At 69.4% G+C, this 19,191-nt stretch carries 18 protein-coding genes and 2 tRNA genes; 3 read left to right on the top strand and 17 right to left on the bottom strand.

All coding sequences use genetic code 11. The features are described 5' to 3' along the window. Positions 1-83: 83 nt before the first annotated feature. The 4 genes from RSE42_RS00135 to RSE42_RS00120 are packed head-to-tail and all read right to left on the bottom strand — an operon-like array spanning position 84 to position 2,510. A complete protein-coding gene (locus tag RSE42_RS00135; protein WP_076404157.1) occupies positions 84-743 on the bottom strand; it encodes an aminodeoxychorismate/anthranilate synthase component II in 660 nt (219 codons plus the stop codon). Next, complete coding sequence (locus RSE42_RS00130; RefSeq protein WP_034650515.1) at positions 740-934, bottom strand: hypothetical protein; 195 nt, start codon at positions 932-934, stop codon at positions 740-742. Before RSE42_RS00130 ends, RSE42_RS00135 begins: the two co-directional genes overlap by 4 nt. Beyond that, positions 934-1,713: a class E sortase gene (locus tag RSE42_RS00125; RefSeq protein ID WP_061268265.1), complete on the bottom strand. Its 780-nt coding sequence runs from the start codon at positions 1,711-1,713 to the stop codon at positions 934-936. The genes RSE42_RS00130 and RSE42_RS00125 overlap by 1 nt, the downstream gene beginning before the upstream one ends. Beyond that, a complete protein-coding gene (locus RSE42_RS00120) occupies positions 1,710-2,510 on the bottom strand; it encodes a DUF881 domain-containing protein (RefSeq protein WP_251177172.1) in 801 nt (266 codons plus the stop codon). Before RSE42_RS00120 ends, RSE42_RS00125 begins: the two co-directional genes overlap by 4 nt. 321 nt (positions 2,511-2,831) lie before the next feature. On the opposite strand from RSE42_RS00120, the gene RSE42_RS00115 reads away from it, so the two are divergent. Then, positions 2,832-3,083: a cell division protein CrgA gene (locus tag RSE42_RS00115; protein ID WP_021483485.1), complete on the top strand. Its 252-nt coding sequence runs from the start codon at positions 2,832-2,834 to the stop codon at positions 3,081-3,083. Positions 3,084-3,189: 106 nt separating this feature from the next. Here the strand turns inward: RSE42_RS00115 and RSE42_RS00110 are convergent, their stop codons facing one another. Together RSE42_RS00110 and RSE42_RS00105 are read right to left on the bottom strand one after the other, a co-directional pair. Then, positions 3,190-3,999: a rhomboid family intramembrane serine protease gene (locus RSE42_RS00110; protein ID WP_241005661.1), complete on the bottom strand. Its 810-nt coding sequence runs from the start codon at positions 3,997-3,999 to the stop codon at positions 3,190-3,192. 107 nt (positions 4,000-4,106) lie between these two features. Then, a complete protein-coding gene (locus tag RSE42_RS00105) occupies positions 4,107-4,646 on the bottom strand; it encodes a peptidylprolyl isomerase (protein ID WP_021483785.1) in 540 nt (179 codons plus the stop codon). A gap of 140 nt (positions 4,647-4,786) precedes the next feature. Here RSE42_RS00105 and RSE42_RS00100 point away from each other — a divergent pair, with 140 nt between their 5' ends. Next, complete coding sequence (locus tag RSE42_RS00100; RefSeq protein ID WP_308821213.1) at positions 4,787-5,953, top strand: hypothetical protein; 1,167 nt, start codon at positions 4,787-4,789, stop codon at positions 5,951-5,953. Positions 5,954-6,240: 287 nt separating this feature from the next. Here the strand turns inward: RSE42_RS00100 and RSE42_RS00095 are convergent, their stop codons facing one another. Next, the gene (locus RSE42_RS00095) at positions 6,241-6,633 is read right to left on the bottom strand and encodes a very short patch repair endonuclease (RefSeq protein WP_354804997.1); all 393 of its coding nucleotides are present in this window, start codon (positions 6,631-6,633) and stop codon (positions 6,241-6,243) included. Positions 6,634-6,843: 210 nt separating this feature from the next. On the opposite strand from RSE42_RS00095, the gene RSE42_RS00090 reads away from it, so the two are divergent. Continuing rightward, positions 6,844-7,677: an HNH endonuclease gene (locus RSE42_RS00090; RefSeq protein WP_415297574.1), complete on the top strand. Its 834-nt coding sequence runs from the start codon at positions 6,844-6,846 to the stop codon at positions 7,675-7,677. On the opposite strand, the gene RSE42_RS00085 is transcribed toward RSE42_RS00090, so the two are convergent. From RSE42_RS00085 to gyrA, 10 genes are all read right to left on the bottom strand, one after another. Continuing rightward, entirely contained in the window at positions 7,678-9,138 is a 1,461-nt protein-coding gene (locus RSE42_RS00085; protein ID WP_354804994.1) for a DNA cytosine methyltransferase, read from the bottom strand. Between the two features lie 212 nt (positions 9,139-9,350). Then, entirely contained in the window at positions 9,351-9,629 is a 279-nt protein-coding gene (locus RSE42_RS00080; RefSeq protein WP_043651527.1) for a hypothetical protein, read from the bottom strand. Between the two features lie 2 nt (positions 9,630-9,631). Next, a complete protein-coding gene (locus RSE42_RS00075) occupies positions 9,632-10,498 on the bottom strand; it encodes a hypothetical protein (protein ID WP_415297573.1) in 867 nt (288 codons plus the stop codon). Continuing rightward, complete coding sequence (locus tag RSE42_RS00070; RefSeq protein ID WP_389300931.1) at positions 10,495-11,604, bottom strand: hypothetical protein; 1,110 nt, start codon at positions 11,602-11,604, stop codon at positions 10,495-10,497. The genes RSE42_RS00075 and RSE42_RS00070 overlap by 4 nt, the downstream gene beginning before the upstream one ends. Next, entirely contained in the window at positions 11,601-14,444 is a 2,844-nt protein-coding gene (locus RSE42_RS00065; protein ID WP_415297572.1) for a Z1 domain-containing protein, read from the bottom strand. The genes RSE42_RS00070 and RSE42_RS00065 overlap by 4 nt, the downstream gene beginning before the upstream one ends. A gap of 478 nt (positions 14,445-14,922) precedes the next feature. After that, positions 14,923-14,995 (bottom strand) — tRNA-Ala (locus RSE42_RS00060). 38 nt (positions 14,996-15,033) lie between these two features. Then, on the bottom strand, positions 15,034-15,153 hold the full coding sequence (locus RSE42_RS00055; protein ID WP_415297571.1) for a DLW-39 family protein: 120 nt from the start codon (positions 15,151-15,153) through the stop codon (positions 15,034-15,036). A gap of 27 nt (positions 15,154-15,180) precedes the next feature. Further along, positions 15,181-15,254 (bottom strand) — tRNA-Ile (locus RSE42_RS00050). A gap of 127 nt (positions 15,255-15,381) precedes the next feature. After that, entirely contained in the window at positions 15,382-16,383 is a 1,002-nt protein-coding gene (locus RSE42_RS00045; RefSeq protein ID WP_415297570.1) for a DUF3566 domain-containing protein, read from the bottom strand. Then, the gene (gene gyrA, locus RSE42_RS00040; RefSeq protein ID WP_396050517.1) at positions 16,380-19,019 is read right to left on the bottom strand and encodes a DNA gyrase subunit A; all 2,640 of its coding nucleotides are present in this window, start codon (positions 19,017-19,019) and stop codon (positions 16,380-16,382) included. Before gyrA ends, RSE42_RS00045 begins: the two co-directional genes overlap by 4 nt. Positions 19,020-19,191 lie beyond the last annotated feature (172 nt).

The raw sequence follows: 19,191 nt of genomic DNA, 5'->3' as shown, positions 1-19,191 counted from the left end.
CCTCACCTCCACGGAGGTGAGGGCCCGTCGTCGTGCGGGGCGTCCGAGGGCGGCAGACCGGGGCCGGTGCCGCGCGGTGCTCGCTACTGGCGCACGAGCGGGGCCATGCCCGCGGAGCGCTCGACGGCGCCCTCCAGGCCGCACGCCTCGAGCCAGTTCGCGAGCAGGCGGTGGCCACCCTCGGTGAGCACGGACTCCGGGTGGAACTGGACCCCGTGCAGCGGCAGGTCCTTGTGCTGGAGGCCCATGATGACGCCCCCGGCGGTCGTCGCCGTCACCTCGAGCTCCGCGGGCACGGTGTCGCTCACGACGGCGAGCGAGTGGTACCGCGTCGCGGTGAACGGGTGGGGGAGGCCCGCGAGCACGCCCTCGCCCTCGTGCTCCACGAGGCTCGTCTTGCCGTGCATGAGCTCGGGCGCGTGCGTGACCGTCGCGCCGTATACCTCGGCGAGGGCCTGGTGGCCCAGGCACACGCCGAGCATCGGCGTGCGCGACGCGGCGCACGTGCGGATCACGTGCTCGCTCTGCCCGGCCTCCTTCGGCGTGCCGGGCCCGGGGGAGACGAGGACGCCGTCGAACACGGTGCCGTCCGCGTCGCGGAAGCGCCCTTCGGCGTCGGGCTCCGGCACCGCGTCGTTGCGCACGACGACGGTCTGCGCGCCCAGCTGGTCGAGGTAGCCGACGATCGTGTAGACGAACGAGTCGTAGTTGTCCACGACGAGGATGCGGGTCGGGTGGGTCATCGCGGGGCCTCCACGGACGCTGCGCCGGCGGCGTCGGTCTGGATGTTGGGGTCGTTGAACGGCATGTACTCGGACACGAGCGGGAACAGCCACTCGAAGCACGCGAGCACGACGGCGGCCGCGAGGACGAGCAGGATCAGCACCCGCAGCCACGCCGGGCCGGGCAGCACGCGCCACAGCGCCCCGTACATCACGAGCCTCCTTCGGCGGCGGGAGCGGTCTGGCCGACGAGCTCCGGCGGCGTGCCGTCCTCGACGGGCATCCAGTAGTCGAACTTCGCGTTGACGATGTACCGCGCGACGAGCGAGTTGAGGCCGATCGGGTGGCACGTCGTCAGCGTGAGGTACCGCTCGGTGGGCTCGACGCCGGGCTGCCACGGGACGGGCGCGATCGCCTCGACCTGGTCGGGCTTCACGGCCTGCATGTGGTCGACGCGGTAGACGTACCACGTGCCGTCGGCCTCGACGACGATCGGGTCGCCGATCTCGAGCTCCTCGACGTCGTGGAAGATCTTGCCGTACGTCTGCCGGTGCCCGGCGAGGGAGAAGTTCCCGACGGCGCCCGGCATGACGGTCTCGGGGTAGTGCCCGGCCATCGCCTGGTCGAGGATCGACCGCTTGTCGGTGCCTTCCGCGATCGGCATCATCTTGCCGTCCCAGCGCGGCACGTAGAGCGTGCCCCACACCTCGCCGAGCGCGGGCGCGGCGGGGACGGGCGGGTCGTCACGCAGGATCGTCGTACCGACGTCCGCCGCGTCCGGCGTCGGCGCCTGGATCTCCTCGAGCACCTGCGCCTGGACGCGGTCCGCCTGGACGTCCGTCCACCAGAGCTGCCAGACGACGTACAGGCCGAGCAGGATCCCCAGCGTGATGAGCAGCTCGCCGAGCACCCCCACGACGGCAGACACCGGACCGCGACCCGAGCCGCGGTGCCCCGCGTGGCGGGCCGGTGCGGGGGTCGTCGCGGTCACGACGCCACCGCGTCGGACGGGCGCGCGTAGCGGAGCTCGAGCGCCCCCTGGTAGCCCGGCATCTCGATGTCGCTCTCGTCCTCGACGGACCAGCCGAGGTTCACCGCGTCGACGTACTCCTTGTACACCTGGACGCCCGGCGAGCGGTCGAGCGCGTCGCGCAGGGCCTCGGGGTCGCCCACGGCCTCGACGACGTAGGGCGGGGAGTACACGCGGCCGTGCAGCAGCAGGATGTTGCCCGCGCAGCGGAACGCCGACGTCGCCGTGACGCGCTGCCCCTGGAGCGTCATCGCCTCGGCACCGCCCGCCCACAGCGCGTTGACGACGGACTGGATGTCCTGCTGGTGCACGACGAGGTCGTCGGGGCGGATCCCCGCCGGGTAGCTGCCCTCGGGGGGCGCGTCGTCGAGCGTCACGGAGACGCCGGCACCCTGGACGGGCGTCGTCCCCGCGGCGACGGCGGTGCGCGCCGCGAGGTCGGGGTCGACGCCGGCGGGCGCGTCCCCGGTCTGCGACAGGCCAGCGACCTCGGCCGTCAGGGCGTCGACCTGCGTCGCGAGGTCGGCCACGCGGTCGGACTCGCGGTCCACGAGCTGCGCGAGGTTCTCCGGGTGCCGGGACTCGTCGCCGCGCGCGAGGCGCGCGTTCGCCGTGAACATGACCCCGGCGAGCGCGAGGACGAGCGCGACCGTCACGGCGGACCGGACGCGACGCGCGCGCGGCGTGCCGCCCGGGGCGGACGACGGCCCCTCGGCGGGGTCGTCCGGGCCCGTGGCGGCAGGGTCCGTGGTGCTCACGCGACCGTCTCCTTCCTGGGGCGGACGAGGTCGTCGACCGGGTCTGCGTCGTGCGTCGGCGTCGTGCTGAGGTCGTGCGGCGCACACCTCGCGGCACGTCCTCCGCGCGCGGTGTCCGTGCCTATTGTGTGCGCCCACTACGCTAGTCGACGAACGTCGTCCACGATCGTGACGGACCTGTGCTCCGGCAGAGCCTCGCGGCCCGTCGACGACCTTCGCCCGACCCATGCACGGTTCCTGCACGACGACGGCAGGCGTCCGCTCCCGCGGTGCGTCTCGGCGCCGGCGCAGCGAGCCCCACCAGGACAGGAGCCCACCCTCGTGCCCGAGTCGAAGTCGCGCAAGAAGCCCAAGCCGCAGCGTCCGCCGAGCGTGCCGAAGCCCGAGACGGGCAACCCGCGCTGGCTCGTGCCCACGATGCTCGGGCTCATGCTCGTCGGGCTCGCCTGGATCGTGCTGTTCTACCTGAGCGGTCCGAAGCAGCTCCCCGTCCCGCCGCTCGGCGCGTGGAACCTCGGGGTCGGCTTCGCCTTCATCATCGCGGGCTTCGCGCTCACGACGCGCTGGAAGTAGCCGCGCGCCGGGCGGGGCCTGGGCCCCGCCTTGGCGCGTCGGGCCTCACACCGGTGTAGTTCCACACCTGTGAGTAACCCTGGGGATAACTCTTGTGGCCGCCTCGTCAGGCGAGGTGGCCGAACTGGTCCGCGGCGGCGTAGGTGAGCCAGGAGGCGGCGACCAGCGCCACCACGACGACGACCGTCGCCCCCACGGACACGAGGGTGCGACGCTCGCGCGGCGCGTACGCATAGGCGGCGCCGAGCGCGAGCCCCACCACGAGACCGCCCAGGTGCGCCTGCCACGCGATGCCGGGGAAGAACAGCCCGATCGCGAAGTTGATGCCGATGAGCACGACGATCTGCATCGCGTTGCGGCCCGTCCGGCGCAGGACGAGCAGGATCGCCCCGAAGAGGCCGAAGACCGCGCCCGAGGCGCCGACGACGGGCTGGTACCAGGCCTCCGACGTCGGCCCCCCTGCGAGGAGCAGGTAGCCGACGGAGCCGCCGAGCGCGGAGAGCAGGTAGAGCGCCGTGAAGCGCAGCCGGCCGAGCTGCTGCTCGAGGAACGGGCCCGTGATCCACAGGGCGTACATGTTGAAGAGGATGTGGACAGGGCTCGTCGAGTGCAGGAACGCCGCCGTGAGGAAGCGGTAGGGCTGCAGCTCGCCGACCCAGGGCGCGAACGCGAGCATGTTCGTCCACGTGCCGCCCGTGACGAGCTGGAGGAGCCAGCTCACGACGCACAGGCCGATGATCGTGAACGTCACGACGGGCGGCCCGCCTCGCACCTTCCCACCCAGCGCGGTGCGCTGCGTCGGCGCCTGGCGGGCGGCGTCGCGCACGCAGTCGACGCACTGGATGCCGACCGCGGCCGGTCGCTGGCACTCGGGGCACGCCGGGCGCCCGCACCGCTGGCAGCGCACGTACGACACGCGGTCCGGGTGCCGCGGGCACACCGGCGGGACGGCGGGACCGTCGTGCGGTCCGGCCGTCCCGTACGCCGGCGGGCCGGGTGGCCCGGGAGGTGTCGCCGAGATGGTCAGTCCTCGATGGTGACGGACGTGATGACGATGTCCTCCTGCGGGCGGTCGCCCGGACGCGTGGGCGTCGCGTTGATCGCGTCGACGACGGCGCGGGACTCGTCGTCCGCGACCTCGCCGAAGATCGTGTGCTTGCCGTTGAGCCACGGCGTGGGGACCGTCGAGATGAAGAACTGGGACCCGTTGGTGCCCTCGGCCTCGCCCGTCACCGGGTTGCGGCGCACGCCCGCGTTCGCCATCGCCAGCAGGTACGGGCGGTCGAACTGGAGCTCGGGGTGGATCTCGTCGTTGAACGTGTAGCCGGGGCCGCCGGTGCCGGTCCCGAGCGGGCAGCCGCCCTGGATCATGAAGTCCTGGATCACGCGGTGGAAGATCAGGCCGTCGTAGAAGGGCTCGGTGCGCTCGGCCCCGGTGCGGGGGTCGGACCACGTCGTGGTGCCCTGGGCGAGCCCGACGAAGTTCGCCACCGTCTTCGGGGCGTGGTTCGGCAGGAGCTCGATCCGGATGTCACCTGCGGTCGTGTGGAGGGTTGCGAACATGGGCACCATCTTCCCACGAGACCCGCGCCCGACCCGTCCGGGGCGATGTCTCGCGGCGTGGCCGGGGTGGTGGCAGAGTGGGCGGAAACGCATCGCATCCGCACATTCGTCCCGTCGGACGACGACCCCGGGGAGCACGCATGACCCGTACTCGCTCAGCGAGCGACTCCGTCAAGGACACGCTCGAGTCGATCGACACCGAGAAGCTGAAGGAACAGGCTGCGCAGGCCGCCGCGACGGCGCAGAGCGCCGCGACCCAGCTCGCGGACCAGGCCAAGGACGCCGCGGTGCACGCCAAGGAGTGGGGCACGCCCAAGGTGGAGGCGTTCCTCGAGTGGCTCCAGCCGCGCGTCGAGAAGGCGTGGCAGGACAGCATCCAGGCCGCCGCGCCGCGCGTCGAGAAGGCCGCGACCAAGGCCGCGCCCGCCATCGACACGGCGCACGACCGCCTCGTGGAGGACGTGCTGCCGAAGATCGTCGCGAGCTTCAACGCCGCCGCCGCCAGCGCGGCAGACTCCGCCCAGCGCGCCGCGGACAACGCGGCCGAGGCGACCGCCGCCGCCACGGCCGCGGCAGCCGCCGCGTCGGGCAAGAAGGCGCGCAAGCTCGCGAAGCAGGCCAAGAAGGCGACGGCGGAGGCCGCGAAGCAGGCGCAGAAGTCCGCGGGCAAGGCCGGCAAGAAGGCCGCCAAGCACGCCGACAAGACCGCGGAGAAGGCGGCCGCCAAGCTCGCCGCGGCCGCGGACAAGGCGGCGGCCAAGGCCGCCGAGGCGGACTCCTCGAAGGGCAAGGGCCGCACGCTCTGGTGGATCGCCGGTGGCGTGACCGCCGCGGGCGTGGGCTACGTGCTCTACCGCCGCGCGCAGCCCACGACCGACCCCTGGGCCGAGCCGTGGGAGCAGGAGCAGCAGCAGGTCCACTTCGACGACGTCGTCGGCGACGCCAAGCACGCCGTCGGGGACGCCGCCGAGTCGATCGGCGAGGCCGCGGGCGCCGCCGTCGCGAAGGGCCGCGAGGCCACGGACAAACTGGCCGAGCGCGCTGCCGAGGTCCGCGACGACGTGACCGACCGCGTCACCGAGGCCGTCTCCGACGCGAAGGACGCGGCGAAGAAGGCGACGAGCCGGGCGCGCAGCACCACCCGTGGCGGCGCTGCCGGCGCGAAGGACGCGGTGAAGGACACGGCGGAGGACGTCAAGGACGCCGCCGCGGACGCCAAGGACGACCTGGGCGACGCGGGCAAGAAGGCCCGCGAGGCCGCCGAGTCCGCGGCGCAGGACGCCGCCAAGGAGGCCGACGACGCCTGACGCTCCACCCCGCCGTCCTCGGACGGCGACAGACGACGAGGGGCCCGTCCCAGCAGGGACGGGCCCCTCGTCGTCCCCAGGGGCGGACACCTCACGAGCGCGCCGACGCCTAGGCCGGACGCACGAAGACCCCGTCCGCGGCCGGACGGGGTCGCGCTCAGGCGGACTGGAGCCGATTTCCGACCGCCGTCGCACGCCCCAACCCCGCTGCCAGTGCGGGCTTGACGCTCCTCGTGAACGCACGTACCGGAAGAGCCCGGTGGCGAACCGGGCGAAGGAAGCGGTGCTCACTGGTGAGCACGCTTCGACGAACGTTGACTGACGACCGCCTCGACGCGGTCGCTCGCAGCATGGGGTGGCTCGTGCTCCCACACGCGCACCACCGCCCAACCGAGCTCACTGAGGAGGCGGTCGGTGTCGCGGTCGCGCGCTTGGTTGGCGGCGAACTTTGTCTTCCACCAGTCGCCGTTCGACCGCGGCATCATGCCGTGCTCGGGACAGCCGTGCCAGAAGCAGCCGTCGACGAAGACGGCGACCTTGGCTCGTGTGAAGGCGACATCGATGGTCCGCCTCCGCTGACCTGGGACCGGGTATGCGACGCGGTACCGCATCCCGCGTGCGTGTAGCTCGCGGCGCAGCGCGACTTCGGGGGCCGTGTCGCGTCGCTTGGCGACGCTCATTCGCCTCGAGACTACGACGGACGAGGAACCCGGGTGTGCAGGGACGTGTTGCGGGACGGGCCGCTCGGAGGTCACGACACCATCGTGCCGTCTCGACGCGAGGCGCCGAGGCGATGAAGAGTGCCCGCATCCCCCGTCCGAAGTCACACCGCGGCGAGCAAGCGGCGAGGGGCCGAACGGGGGGCCTCATGAGCCTGCTTGGATGGCGGCATGACAGCAGATCGGGTCAAGAAGGACGAGTATCCCAGGATCATCGCCGACTACCTGGGCATCTTGCCGATCGAGGGGGCGGGCGGTCCATGGATGTCCAGACAAGGCACTGTCATGAAGGAGTGGCTCGAAGCGGTTGGTGAGGCCATCGACGTGCCCTACCAGGGCGAGAAGGTCCGCACGATGGCAGCCCTCGTCGAGCGAGTACGCGGCAGGTGGGATTCCTCGACGATGTCGTCGAAAGAGACGAGGAGCGGCGGGGGAGGGAACATCACAGAAAGGGCGTTCATCGCGCTGCTCGAAGGGCTTGAGGCAGACGTGCCAGCGTCCATGGCTGCAAGAGCGCGCGAACTCCAGCATTCCGTGTCCCGCGGACAGAGCGCGCACGGTCAGGGCCCGGCGCACGTCAAATCGGGTCGTCCGTTCGATGCAACGACGCCAGACCGACACGACGATGACCGAGCGATCCGAGCCCTCCTCATCCGCAAGGGGCAGCCACAGTTCCGAGCTCACCTTCTGGTTACCTACGAAGGGCGCTGCGCCGTCACTGCATGTGGGGTGGGCGAGGTCCTGGAGGCCGCGCATGTCGTGCCTTATCGGCTGGGTGGCGCGTACGCCACCAGCAACGGCCTCCTGCTCCGCGCTGACTTGCACACGCTCTTCGACACCGGACTCCTCGCCTTTGACGACGACCGGCGGGTCGTCCTTCATCCGCGGCTTTCAGACAGCGAGTACCAGCCACTAGTTGGGGTCCAGGTTCGAGAGCCCGTCGATCCGAGCGATCGTGTCCCGACGGAGGCGCTGATCGCGCATAGGAAGCGCGTGGGTCTCTAGCTAGGCGGACGCCGCCAGCCGCCTCGACTCCGCGAACTTCGCGCGACCGCGGGCAACGACCGCATCGAGGCGGTCGTCCGGCGTCTTCGGTGCGTCATCGACAAGTGCCTTCAACAGCGCCGCTCCACGTTCGGTGGACCGCAGAATCCGAGCGTCGTTCTCCGCGTGCGCTCTCAGCACGTTCCACACAGCTCCGATGTTCACGCCGTTCCCGAGCTGCTTGTACGTCGCGGCCGCGGGCTGCGGTCCGAAGTCGAAGTTGTACGGGAAGCCCTGGAGGCGCGCGGCCTCGCGCGTTGAGAGACGGCGGCGAAGAGGTCCGATGATCGACGTCTGTGTGATTGCGACGAGCGCCGGCACGTGAGTCGGCCGCTTCGCCCGGATCCCCGACGGGCGGAACTGCAGCACGCAGTCCCACAGCGAGGCCGTCTGCTGGGCCTGCCACTCAAGTTTGCGGCGCGACGCCGGGAACGAAGCTAGGTCGTGACGGGAGGCCCACTTGTCGAGCTGTGCCTTGTACCGCGTGTAGAACTCAGCGTTCTTCAGGAGGAAGGTCTTCTTCCAACTCGGCACCTCGTCCCAGGTGTCGGGCACGTCGACGGCACGGTACGGAGACCGGCCACCGACCATCCAGACTGCGAGGTCCTCGGACTCGACCCAGTGGTCGGCCCAGATCGGGAACCCAGGGAGCGTGGCCAGCTTGCCGTCTGACTGTGCCTTCCGCACCTCGGTCCACATCGTGGTGACGAAGTCGTCCCACGCGTCGATCCACGAGACTTCGGGCGCCGACAGCTCCGTCCCGGGAACGTCGCGAGTCAGGTCGACAGGCAGGTCGTGGAGCAGGTCCCATTCCTCCTTGCCGCGCTGCGTCACGTTGGGGAGGGCAGGGAGCGCCTCGACGCCGTCAAGGATGCCGTCCGGGTCGTAGGTGGCGGTGATGAACACGCGCTCGCGTACCTGGGGGCGCCCGCCGCGTTCGAGCGGTAGCAGGTGGGGGGAGAAGACCGTAGGCGTGTGAGAGACGCGGTAACCCTCATCGCGCAGGGTTTGGATGATCAGCTCCCACTCGTGCCTGTGGCGCGGCCCGGCGAGGTTCCTGACGTTCTCCAGGAGGACGACGGTCGGGTGGTGTGCCTCAATGATCTTGAGGATGTTCCAGAAGAGCGTGCCTCGGGTCTCTTCCATGCCGCGCTGGGCGCCCGACTTGGAGAACGGCTGGCACGGGAAGCCGGCGGCCAGAAGGTCGTGCGCCGGGACGTTCATCACGCCGTCGTTGGCGTCCTTGGTGATGTCTCCGAGAGGCGAGTGACCCCAGTTGCGCTCGTAGACCTTGGCAGCCGCCTCGTCGATCTCGACGGAGTAGACACACTCGCCCCCGAACGCTTCGAGCGCGGCCGCAAAACCACCGATGCCCGCGAACAGGTCGATATATCGGAAAGGGGCACCGCTCGTCGTCGCCACCTGATCGCCTCCAGTCGCAGCACGTGTTCGAACGTACGTTCGAACAACTGTACGCTATCGGACAGCAAGTCGAGCTGCCAGCGCGTGTTCACAACCGAGCTTAGCTGAACCTTCAGCTAAACTCAACCGTGCGCAACCGATGTTTGCGTCTCGTCGCGCCCGTCATGCTCTGGGTGCCGCCAGATCTCGACGACTGCGCTGCTTGGCCCCAGCTAGTCGACGTAGAACCTCACCGCATCACGGACGGCCTGAAGGCCCTTAAGAGTCACGGTCCCTCCGCGAGACTCGAAGTCCGGTGCCCAGACCTCGCCGGTCGACTCGACGATCGCCTGCGCGATCTGGGGCTTCGTCAGCTCAGTCGACAGACCTAGCGCGAGCTCCTTGTTGACCATGTCGAAGATCGTGCGGGGCTCGGTCGACCCAGTGGACATCTTCGGTGCCTCCCGTCCGAGCGCGTCGGCAATCTCGATGACGACGTCCTTCTTCTGCACCCTCACAGCTCGCCTACCTCTTCCATGTGTTCCTTCAGGTCATTGATGGCCCCTGTGACCCAGCCCTGTGCGAGCTCGTCCGTCACGGACGGTGCCGCGAGACCGACGATCCTGATCCGGTCGAGCACCATGTACTTGAGAGCCAGCTCGTTCCAGATCGTTCCTGCTGCCAGTGCGGTCGGCGTCGCCAGCGCGGTCGTGGGATCGACGTCCATCGCCAACCAGGATCCCCACAGCCGCGTGTCGACATCCATGCCCTTTGCGAGGAGGTTCTCTTGCAGGGTGCACTGCACGAGCACCACCGGGAACCCAGCGCGGCCGTCAGGGAACGGACGCCATGCGACGACATCGACGCCGCCGTCCTTTCGGCGCGGCTGCCGGTATCCCTGCCCGACGTCCACGCCGATCTGCTGGGCGAGCCAACGGATCGCTAGGTCGAACTCTGGTGGTCGGCCGATGTCAGAGGGCCACCCGAACCGCAATGCGTGACCCGCGTCGCCCCAGATCCGCGAGGTTGCTTCCGCGACGACGTTCTCGAAGATGACCGCCATCGACTCGTCCGGCGCTGCACCCAAGTACTCGCGCACCGGGTTGCCGGGTGCCATCAGCGCAACGGTCACGTACGACGATGATGCAGCGTCCGGGTTCGCGCGGACCGCGAACTCGTTGACCCTGAACGGATACCTGTCGCCAAGCAACCCCTCCCGTCGAGCCATCTCGCGGACCCCAGTGCTCACCATCTGGGCCTCCAGCCCATGGCGTGCCTCGAGGAAGGCGTTCAGCGGATCGAGCCCGAGCGGTCGCGTACCGCGGACGAGCAGCATCGTCTCGATCCAGTCCGCGATCCGGTCACGGCCGCGAATCGTCACGACTCCTGCGCCTCTATCGCCGCTTGGTCGACGACGTTCCGCATGGACTCGACGAGGGACTCGAGGTCCGACAAGAGTCCGACGACCTGCTTGTCCGCGGCATACTCCGCGAGGTCGTCGCTCGCCGCGCCGAGTGCGTTCGTGGCCGCGGTGATGCGTCTGATGAGACGCTCCCGCGGGTCCATCCCCGCACTCTGAACCTGCTGCTTCGCCTCTTCGAGGCTCTTGCCGGAGCGGAGAGCGGACAGGCCCACCTCGCTGGACACGACGTTGCCGAGGGCGCTCATCTGTCGCGAGTCAGTGATGACCGGCTCTGCGTCCTCGTCGCCGAAGACCCAGGAGATGACCTCCTTGAGCTCGTTGATCTTGCCGGCGGGCACGGGCTCGTCGCCGGGCTCGAGCCGGGAGCCCAGAGGCGCGCCGATGTGATCGCGGAGCTTGGTGTTGCCCATCGCGACGGTCAAGAGCGAGAAGGCACCTTCGACGTTGCCCGTGTTCAGACCGACGGAAGCCGCCTGGCTGACGATCGCCTGGTCACGGTAGAGATCGGCAGCCTTGCTCTTGGTGATGCCGATCAGATCGGCAACCTCCTTGATGGTGCGGCCCTCGGCGACACGTGCGGCTATGAAACGCGCCTGCATGTAGGGCCGCCACTGGAGCTTGCCCACGACGTGCGCGCGCGACACCTCGACATGGGTGGCTTCGCGGCTCTGGTGGACAACGATCGGGACAGCGACATCGGGCGACATCGCGGCCTTGGAGGCGACCGCCTCCCACCGGATCGGCTCGATGAACTGCTCGCGAATCTCGGGGTGGGTCAGCCCGAGTAGAGCGGTCAGCCGGCGGTTTCCCTCGACGACGATGTACCTGCCGGGCTCATCGTCGCGGATGGCGATCAGTGGCTCGGCCGCGAAGAAGCCGTTGTCAGCGATGGATTGCGCGACAGCGAATGCATCGAACCCGAGTTCCAGGTCGATCGCGAGGTCCGCCTGCGCGCCACCTTGACGGGATGCAGGGAGCCGGGGGTTGTGGGGGTCGAGCAGGAGGGCCGAGATCGGCACGTGCACGAGCTCGCCGGATCGGACTCCGGACTGGCCATCAGTCATGCGAGGGTTCCCTTTCGGACGATCTTGCGGTCACCGAGATGCACGGCGAGCGTGAGCAGCTCATTGGTCGGGTCATCACGACGAACGACCCGATGGATCTGGACGACGAGGGCGCCGGGATCATCGGCGATGCCACCGATCACGCGGTCGCCGGGATAAGACGGTCCGCCGTTGTTCCGCACGTTGTCACGGCCTTGGAAGAGGTTGACGAACCCCGTCTCGACGTCCCACTTGCGCTTCCGCGCCTGCCCGTCGTCTTCCATGAGGATGACAGGAACGCTCTGCGACTGGTTGTGGTGTCTCTCCAGCGCATCAGTCACGTCGCGGAGGCGCCACGACGGCCCGTAGTCGTCGGCGGACCAAGGCAAGACGAGCCGTGCGACGACATCGGCCACCGTGAGTTGCACCGTGCGCAGAGACAGACGTCCGTAGTCAATGGCGGGCGCGTCCAGCAGACCGATAGCCTCCGTGAGCGATCTGTTCGTGGCGATCGCTTCGGGGGTGAGACGCGGTAGCCGCACCGAGGTCCATCCCATGCCCTGGTAGTCGAGCTGGCTCACAACCGCGTCGCGGGTCGGCTTCATGCCGTCGGGGAGCATGAGTCCGACGTCCCGCGCCCAAGAATGGACGGTGCCGCCTGCGTGGACGTGGTCCTGCAGCTGGGCTCGCAGGTCGTACTCCGTGAAGACGATGTCGCGGAGCGAGCGGATGGTTCGCTTCGTCGCGAAGAACTGGCAGTAGGGCAGCTGGTCCCGGCGGTATCCGAACGCACGAGCCCGTTGTTCGAGCGTGTCTACCTGGGCGCTCGGCGGTCGGTTCATGTAGGTGACCGTCAGTCCCTCGACGGTGAACCCGCGGTCGAGCTTGTTGCCGCCAATGAGGATGTGGACCGGAGTGACGTTCCACTCGACCTTGTTGAGAGCCGACGTCGAGTTGACGAGCCAGAGCGACGTCTCGCGCAGAACCCAGCGGACCTTCTCGAGGAATGACCCGTTGTCGAGGTCCGGGGCTCCGCGTTCCGTCAACGTGACGCGTTCCCTCTGCACGGCGTCAGGCAGGTCGGGGATTGACGCCGCCTTGTCGGCGACGGAGCGCCACTTCCGGAGCTCACGTTCGATGAGGAACCTGTACCGCTCCTGGACGTCGTTTCGTTGAGTCGAGTGAACGAGCATGCTCACCGGCGCGGCGTCGGGCTGGCGTTCGACGAGCATGGCGGCACCAGCGATGAACGACCCGAGCGCAGACGTGAGACTCAGCGGGAGCTCGAGAGGCAGCGTCTTGGGCGCCTGCTCGTCGAGGAGCGGGACGTCGCGGATCACCTGGTCAGCGAACTCGACGAAGAACTCTCGTCCGCCGGTGTACCCGCTGCCCGGCTCGAGGAACTCGACGAAGTCCGGGCTCAGCAAGTCGTCCGCGTCAAGCATGAGGGGTGCGTACGGAGTGGCCGTGTACTGGACGTAGAGGTGCTTTGGCACGCGCGAGCGGAGGATCCGGATCGCCTCGTAGGTCTTGCTCTCCGTCGCCGAGCTCGTGTTCAGCGACGCCTGATCCGCCTCGTCGTCGATGATGAGCACCGGCACCTGCTCGATCCCGGGCACGTTGTCGAGAACAGCGGCGAGCGCGTTCAGCCGACCAGCGTGCTTCAGCACAGGTATCAGGACCGCGCGACCGTTATCGACCCTGTCGCCGATCCGCTTGGCGGTTGCAATCCCGGAGGGGTTCGTCTCAGTGACCCATCGGTAGTCCTTGCGGGACTGTGTGCCGAGCGCGGACTCGAGTCGGTTCTTGTTCTGATCCAGGAGGAGGTTCGTCCCTCCGAGCACGGCGACGATGATCTGGTAGCCCTGATCGGCGGCCGCCGCGATGAGCGCGGTGATGGACGTCGTCTTGCCCGACTGGACGTAACCGAGCGCGAGCCCTGTCTGTCCGCCGACGCCGGTGCGCTGGGGTCCACGTTCGAGGATGCTGATCACGGACTTCCAGATGCGAGAACGACTCTCGTCATCCATCCGCGCCACGAGCTGCCCGTCGATGAGCAAGGCTTCCTTGCCGGTGAGCGCTTCGGAACTCATGGCTTCCCTCTCGATCAAGATGGTGCGGCGAGTCTCGTTCCACCCTCCGAGCCGTCCGCGGAGAACGCCGCTCGATGGTGCTCCTGGCGCGTGCTCGGTACGCCAGGTGTCGTACCCGTGGAACGACGCCGTGGGCCCGCTGTGCTCGACGTAGGTCCGTGCGAAGTGCCAGAGGTCATCGTCCGTCCACGACGACTGGTAGTCCCGCCGCCTGCGCCGCGAGCTTTCAACTCCGGCAAGCTCGCATGCAGCCGCCCAGCCATAGAGCTGCTCGATCCGGGCTGCGCTCGGACCGTGGATCTCGCCCTCGTCGATCAGCTCCTGGTACGCGTTGCGGGACAGCGGCCACTCGTATGTCGCGGCGGTGCCGAGAGCAGAGATGACGTCGTCCTCCGTCCATCGGACCGAGCCCCGCTTTGTCACGCCGAGGTACGCGGAGAGTTCCTTCCCGCCGATCCGTCGCACGGTTTCCTCGTCGACGTCCGACATGATGGCGACCTCTGCCGTCGAGCGGGCAAGTCCGGTCGCGACGACGGAGAACACGCGGTCTCGAACCCGCTGATCGCGCCCCTCCCGCTCGGTGAAGCGCGCAGCCCGCACAGCTGCGCGGTCGACTCCACCCATGTTGCTGACGATCTGCCGGACACGCTCGCGGGTGAGGCCGAACTCTTGCCCCACTTCGTCGAGCGTGGCGCCTGCTTGGCGCATCTCGTAGATCTGCCGATCGCGGTCCTGGGTCGTCGTCCAGTTCCGGGTCGCTTTACCCAAGCGTCACCTGCTTGCTCATGTCAACTGCCGACCTCATCGCCGGACATCCAGAGGCTACCGATAAGCGCCGACAATGACCGAGATGACACCTGGGATCGGCCGGGTGAAAGCGAGTCACGGACCGAAGGCGCGAGTCGAAGGATGACGGGCGACTCCGGTGCCCTCGGCCGCGTACAGTGCGTAGGCGTCGGCCGGGTCAGAGAGTCCCCATCGAAAAGATCTCATGCCTCATGGGTCACTTCGGCATCCGCTTTCACCGAGGACGTCTACCGCCACGAGCTCAGACCTGTCATCCAGTCAGCAGCGAACGTCATGGACGACGTCTTCCGGAACGTCCCGACAGCCGCCGACGCCGACGAACGACCGACCCCCAAAGATGCCCAGTCAGCCACAGGATCCGGGAACGATAGACAGACTCCGCTCCTTGAACGCAAAGAAGATGACCTGGTCCGAACGCATCGGACCAGGTCATCTGATGTGGAGCCAGGGGGACTCGAACCCCCAACCCCCTGCTTGCAAAGCAGGTGCGCTACCAATTGCGCCATGGCCCCGGGTGACGCGGCCGGGGCCGGTCAGCGGCGAGAGGTGCTCACTCGAAGGTGTCGGTGACCTCTGCCCAGAGGTCGCGCTCGGCGTTGTCCTCCGTGTACTTGCGCCACACGAGGTACCCGGCGCCGGCGGCGAGGAGCAGGAGCAGAAACTTCTTCATGGTGTTCCCCCTCGAGTGGGTTGGCAGTGGGCCTAAGAGGACTTGAACCTCTGACCTCTTCCTTATCAGGGAAGCGCTCTAACCGTCTGAGCTATAGGCCCGCACGCGCCTCGCCGGACAGCCCCAGGAGGGCTGCTCCGCTCGCAGGCAGCGATTGAGGTTACCCCACCGGGAGCCGCAGACCCAAACCGAGGGCCCGTGCCTCCCGGTCGGGGAGCCGGTGCGCGGTCAGTCGTCGGTGAGCGTGAGGTGCACGCCACCCACGAGCGCCGCGACGATGTTGTACAGGAACGCCATGATCGTCGAGAGCGCCGTGATGATGACGACGTTCACCACGCCGAGCAGCGTGGCGATCGAGATCACGCGGCCGAACGCGACGTACTGACGGATGTCGACGTCTGTCTCCGTGCCGACGATCTGCGTGAACAGCTCCTCGATCTTGTAGAAGACCTGCATGCCGTCCAGCACGTACCAGACGACGGCGGTCGCGACGACGGTCATGATCCCGATGGCGACCGCGAGGAGGAAGCCGAGCTTCATCGCGGACCACGGGTCGATGCGCGAGACCGCGAGCCGCACGCGGCGCGGGCCGCCGTCGGGCCGGACGGCGGGCGTCGCGCCCGTCGCGGTCCCGACGGCGGGCGTGGCGCCCGTGAGCGGGCTCGCGGTGCCCGTCACGCCGGCGGCGGAGTAGTGCATGGAGGCCCCGGCGGGAGCGCCGGCGGCCGCCGCGCTCGTGGGGGCCGAGGTGGTCGTGGGCACGCGCCTCACCGTCTCGTCGTCGATCTCGTCGTGCCCGCGCTCGGGCTCCGTCTCTGCGGGTGCGGCGGGGACCGCCGCCGACACCTTCTTCGCGGCCGTCTTCGCCGCCGCGATCGCCGCGGCCGCCGCCTTCACGGCCCCGGCCCGGGCGACCGCGACACGGCTCTCGCCCGACGCGCGCTCCATGCCGTCGTCGTCCACCGTGCCCTGCGCGGGCGCGGCCTGGGCGGACGGGCCCGGCGGGGGCGGGGGAGGCGGCGGGACGGCGGCCGACGCGCCGTCACGCGGGGTCGCCGGTGCCGAGGCGCCCTTCGACGAGCCCTTCTTCGACGAGCCGTTCGACGACGTGCCGTCCGCCTCGCCGTGCCGGCTCGGGGACGTGCCCCCGGAGCGGGCCGCGTCCGTGTCCGGTCGCGGCACGGTCAGCCGCGGCGTGATGGTCGGCGGTGCGTTGTTCTCGCTGCTCATCTGGTTTCCTCGGTGGTTCCGGGGGCCGGGTCGGTCCCGCCCGCCCCGTCGGACGAGGCGGTCGCGTCGGTGGTCGGTGCGCTGCTCGTGTCGGTGACGCCCGGGGCCGTGCCGGTCCCGTCCTCGCCCTCCACGGTATCCCGATCCTCTCCGAGGCGACGCTCGACGTTCCGCGCGACCGCGATGATGCGGTCGCCCTTGTCGGGCTTCGCGAACGTCACCCCCTGCGTGTTCCGACCGGTGAGGTTCACCTCGCCGACCGCGGACCGCACGATCTTCCCGCGTTCCATGATGACCAGCACCTCGTCGTCGGCCTCCGTCACCAGAGCCCCCACGAGATCTCCACGAGCCTCCACCAGGTTGGCGACCTTGATGCCCAGACCGCCACGGCCCTGGACGCGGTACTCGTCGATCCGCGTGCGCTTCGCGAACCCGCCCTCCGTGACCACGAAGAGGTCGGAGCCCTCCTCGACCACGTCGGCCGAGAGCAGCTCGTCGCCGTCGCGGAACTTCATGCCCGTGACGCCCGACGTCGCGCGGCCCAGCGGCCGCATCGTGTCGTCGTCGGCGGGGAAGCGGATGGACTGGCCCTTGCGCGACACGAGGATGAGGTCGTCGTCGGCGTCCACGAGGAGCGCCGCGACGAGCTCGTCGGGCGTACCGGTCTCGTCCTCGCGCAGGTTGATCGCGATGAGGCCGCCCGACCGGGGCGAGTCGTACTCCGACAGCCGCGTCTTCTTCACCAGGCCGCGACGCGTCGCGAGCACCAGGTACTCCGCCGCGTCGTAGTCGCGCAGGTCGAGGACCTGCGCGATCTTCTCGCCGGGCTGGAACGCCAGCAGGTTCGCCACGTGCTGGCCCTTGGCATCGCGCCCGCCCTCGGGGAGCTCGTACGCCTTCGCGCGGTAGACGCGGCCAAGGTTCGTGAAGAACAGCAGCCAGTGGTGCGTCGTCGTCACGAAGAAGTGGTCGACGATGTCGTCCTCGCGCAGCTGCGTGCCGCGCACGCCCTTGCCGCCGCGCTTCTGGGCGCGGTAGCTGTCGCTGCGCGTCCGCTTCACGTACCCGCCGCGCGTGATGGTGACGACCATCTCCTCCTCGGCGATGAGGTCCTCGATGGAGACCTCGCCGTCGAACGGGAGGATCGTCGTCCGACGCTCGTCGCCGTACTTCGCGACGATCTCGCCCATCTCGTCGCCCACGATCGACCGCTGCCGCTCCGGCTTCGCCAGGATGTCCTGGTAGTCGAGGATCTGGCGCTCGAGCGCGTCGTGGTCGTCGAGGATCTTCTGCCGCTCCAGGGCCGCCAGACGGCGCAGCTGGAGGTTGAGGATCGCGGTCGCCTGGACCTCGTCGACGCCCAGCAGCTCCATGAGGCCCGTGCGGGCCTCCTCGACGTCGGGCGAGCGCCGGATCAGCGCGATGACCTCGTCGAGCGCGTCGAGCGCCTTGAGGTACCCACGCAGGATGTGGATGCTGCGCTCGGCCTCCGCCAGCAGGTACCGCGTGCGGCGCACGACGACGTCGAGCTGGTGCGTCGTCCAGTGCCGGACGAACGCGTCGAGGCTCAGCGTGCGCGGCACGCCGTCGACGAGCGCCAGCATGTTCGCGCCGAACGTGTCCTGGAGCTGGGTGTGCTTGTACAGGTTGTTGAGGACGACCTTCGCCACCGCGTCGCGCTTGAGCACGACGACGAGGCGCTGGCCCGTGCGGCCCGACGTCTCGTCGCGGATGTCCGCGATCCCCTGGATGCGGCCCTCCTTGACGAGGTCCGCGATCTTCGCGGCGAGGTTGTCCGGGTTCACCTGGTAGGGGAGCTCCGTGACGACGAGGCACACGCGGCCCTGGATCTCCTCCACGTTGACCACGGCCCGCATGGTGATCGAGCCGCGGCCCGTGCGGTACGCCTCCTCGATGCCCTTGTGGCCGAGGATCGTGGCGCCCGTGGGGAAGTCCGGGCCCTTGATGCGCTGCAGCAGCGCCGCGAGGAGCTCCTCGCGCGAGGCGTCCGGGTGGTCGAGGTGCCACTGCACGCCCGCCGCGACCTCGCGGAGGTTGTGCGGCGGGATGTTGGTCGCCATGCCGACGGCGATGCCCGCCGAGCCGTTGACCAGCAGGTTCGGGAACCGGGCCGGCAGGACCGACGGCTCCTGGGTGCGGCCGTCGTAGTTGTCCTGGAAGTCGACGGTGTCCTTGTCGATGTCCCGGACCATCTCCATGGCGATCGGCGCCATGCGGCACTCGGTGTACCGCGGGGCGGCCGCCGGGTCGTTGCCGGGGGAGCCGAAGTTCCCCTGGCCGGCGACGAGCGGGTAGCGCAGCGACCAGTCCTGCACGAGGCGCACGAGCGCGTCGTAGATCGCGCTGTCGCCGTGCGGGTGGAACTTGCCCATGACGTCGCCGACGACGCGCGAGCACTTCGAGTACGAGCGGTCGGGGCGGTAGCCGCCGTCGTACATCGCGTAGAGCACTCGCCGGTGCACGGGCTTGAGGCCGTCGCGCACGTCCGGCAGCGCACGACCCACGATGACGCTCATCGCGTAGTCGAGGTACGACCGCTGCATCTCGAGCTGCAGGTCCACCTGCTCGATGCGCCCGTGGTGCACCGCGACCGCCGTCCCGTCGGCGTGCACGATCTCCTCGGACCCGTCGCCGGGAGACGTGGGCTCGTTCTCGGGGTTCTGCTCGTCGGTCACGGTCTACCTCGTTCGTTCGTCTCTTCGTGCGTCGTCGTCCTGGAAGACCTCCGGACCCGCCCGGGAGGGCGGGCCGCGCCGGGGCGTCCGGTCCTGCCGCCCCCCGGCTCCG

It is taken from the genome of Cellulosimicrobium sp. SJTW-1, assembly GCF_047716875.1.
Classification (GTDB): Bacteria; Actinomycetota; Actinomycetes; order Actinomycetales; family Cellulomonadaceae; genus Cellulosimicrobium; species Cellulosimicrobium funkei.
The sequence above is the reverse complement of the archived record's forward strand: the minus strand, read 5'-3'. Positions and strand labels throughout refer to the sequence as shown.

Coding starts and splice junctions, on each gene's coding strand:
- RSE42_RS00130 (WP_034650515.1), bottom strand. CDS start 934: ATGTACGGGGCGCTGTGGCGCGTGCTGCCCGGCCCGGCGTGGCTGCGG.
- RSE42_RS00055 (WP_415297571.1), bottom strand. CDS start 15,153: ATGAAGAAGTTTCTGCTCCTGCTCCTCGCCGCCGGCGCCGGGTACCTC.
- RSE42_RS00070 (WP_389300931.1), bottom strand. CDS start 11,604: ATGACTGATGGCCAGTCCGGAGTCCGATCCGGCGAGCTCGTGCACGTG.
- RSE42_RS00100 (WP_308821213.1), top strand. CDS start 4,787: ATGACCCGTACTCGCTCAGCGAGCGACTCCGTCAAGGACACGCTCGAG.
- RSE42_RS00045 (WP_415297570.1), bottom strand. CDS start 16,383: ATGAGCAGCGAGAACAACGCACCGCCGACCATCACGCCGCGGCTGACC.
- RSE42_RS00105 (WP_021483785.1), bottom strand. CDS start 4,646: ATGTTCGCAACCCTCCACACGACCGCAGGTGACATCCGGATCGAGCTC.
- RSE42_RS00135 (WP_076404157.1), bottom strand. CDS start 743: ATGACCCACCCGACCCGCATCCTCGTCGTGGACAACTACGACTCGTTC.
- RSE42_RS00090 (WP_415297574.1), top strand. CDS start 6,844: ATGACAGCAGATCGGGTCAAGAAGGACGAGTATCCCAGGATCATCGCC.
- RSE42_RS00095 (WP_354804997.1), bottom strand. CDS start 6,633: ATGAGCGTCGCCAAGCGACGCGACACGGCCCCCGAAGTCGCGCTGCGC.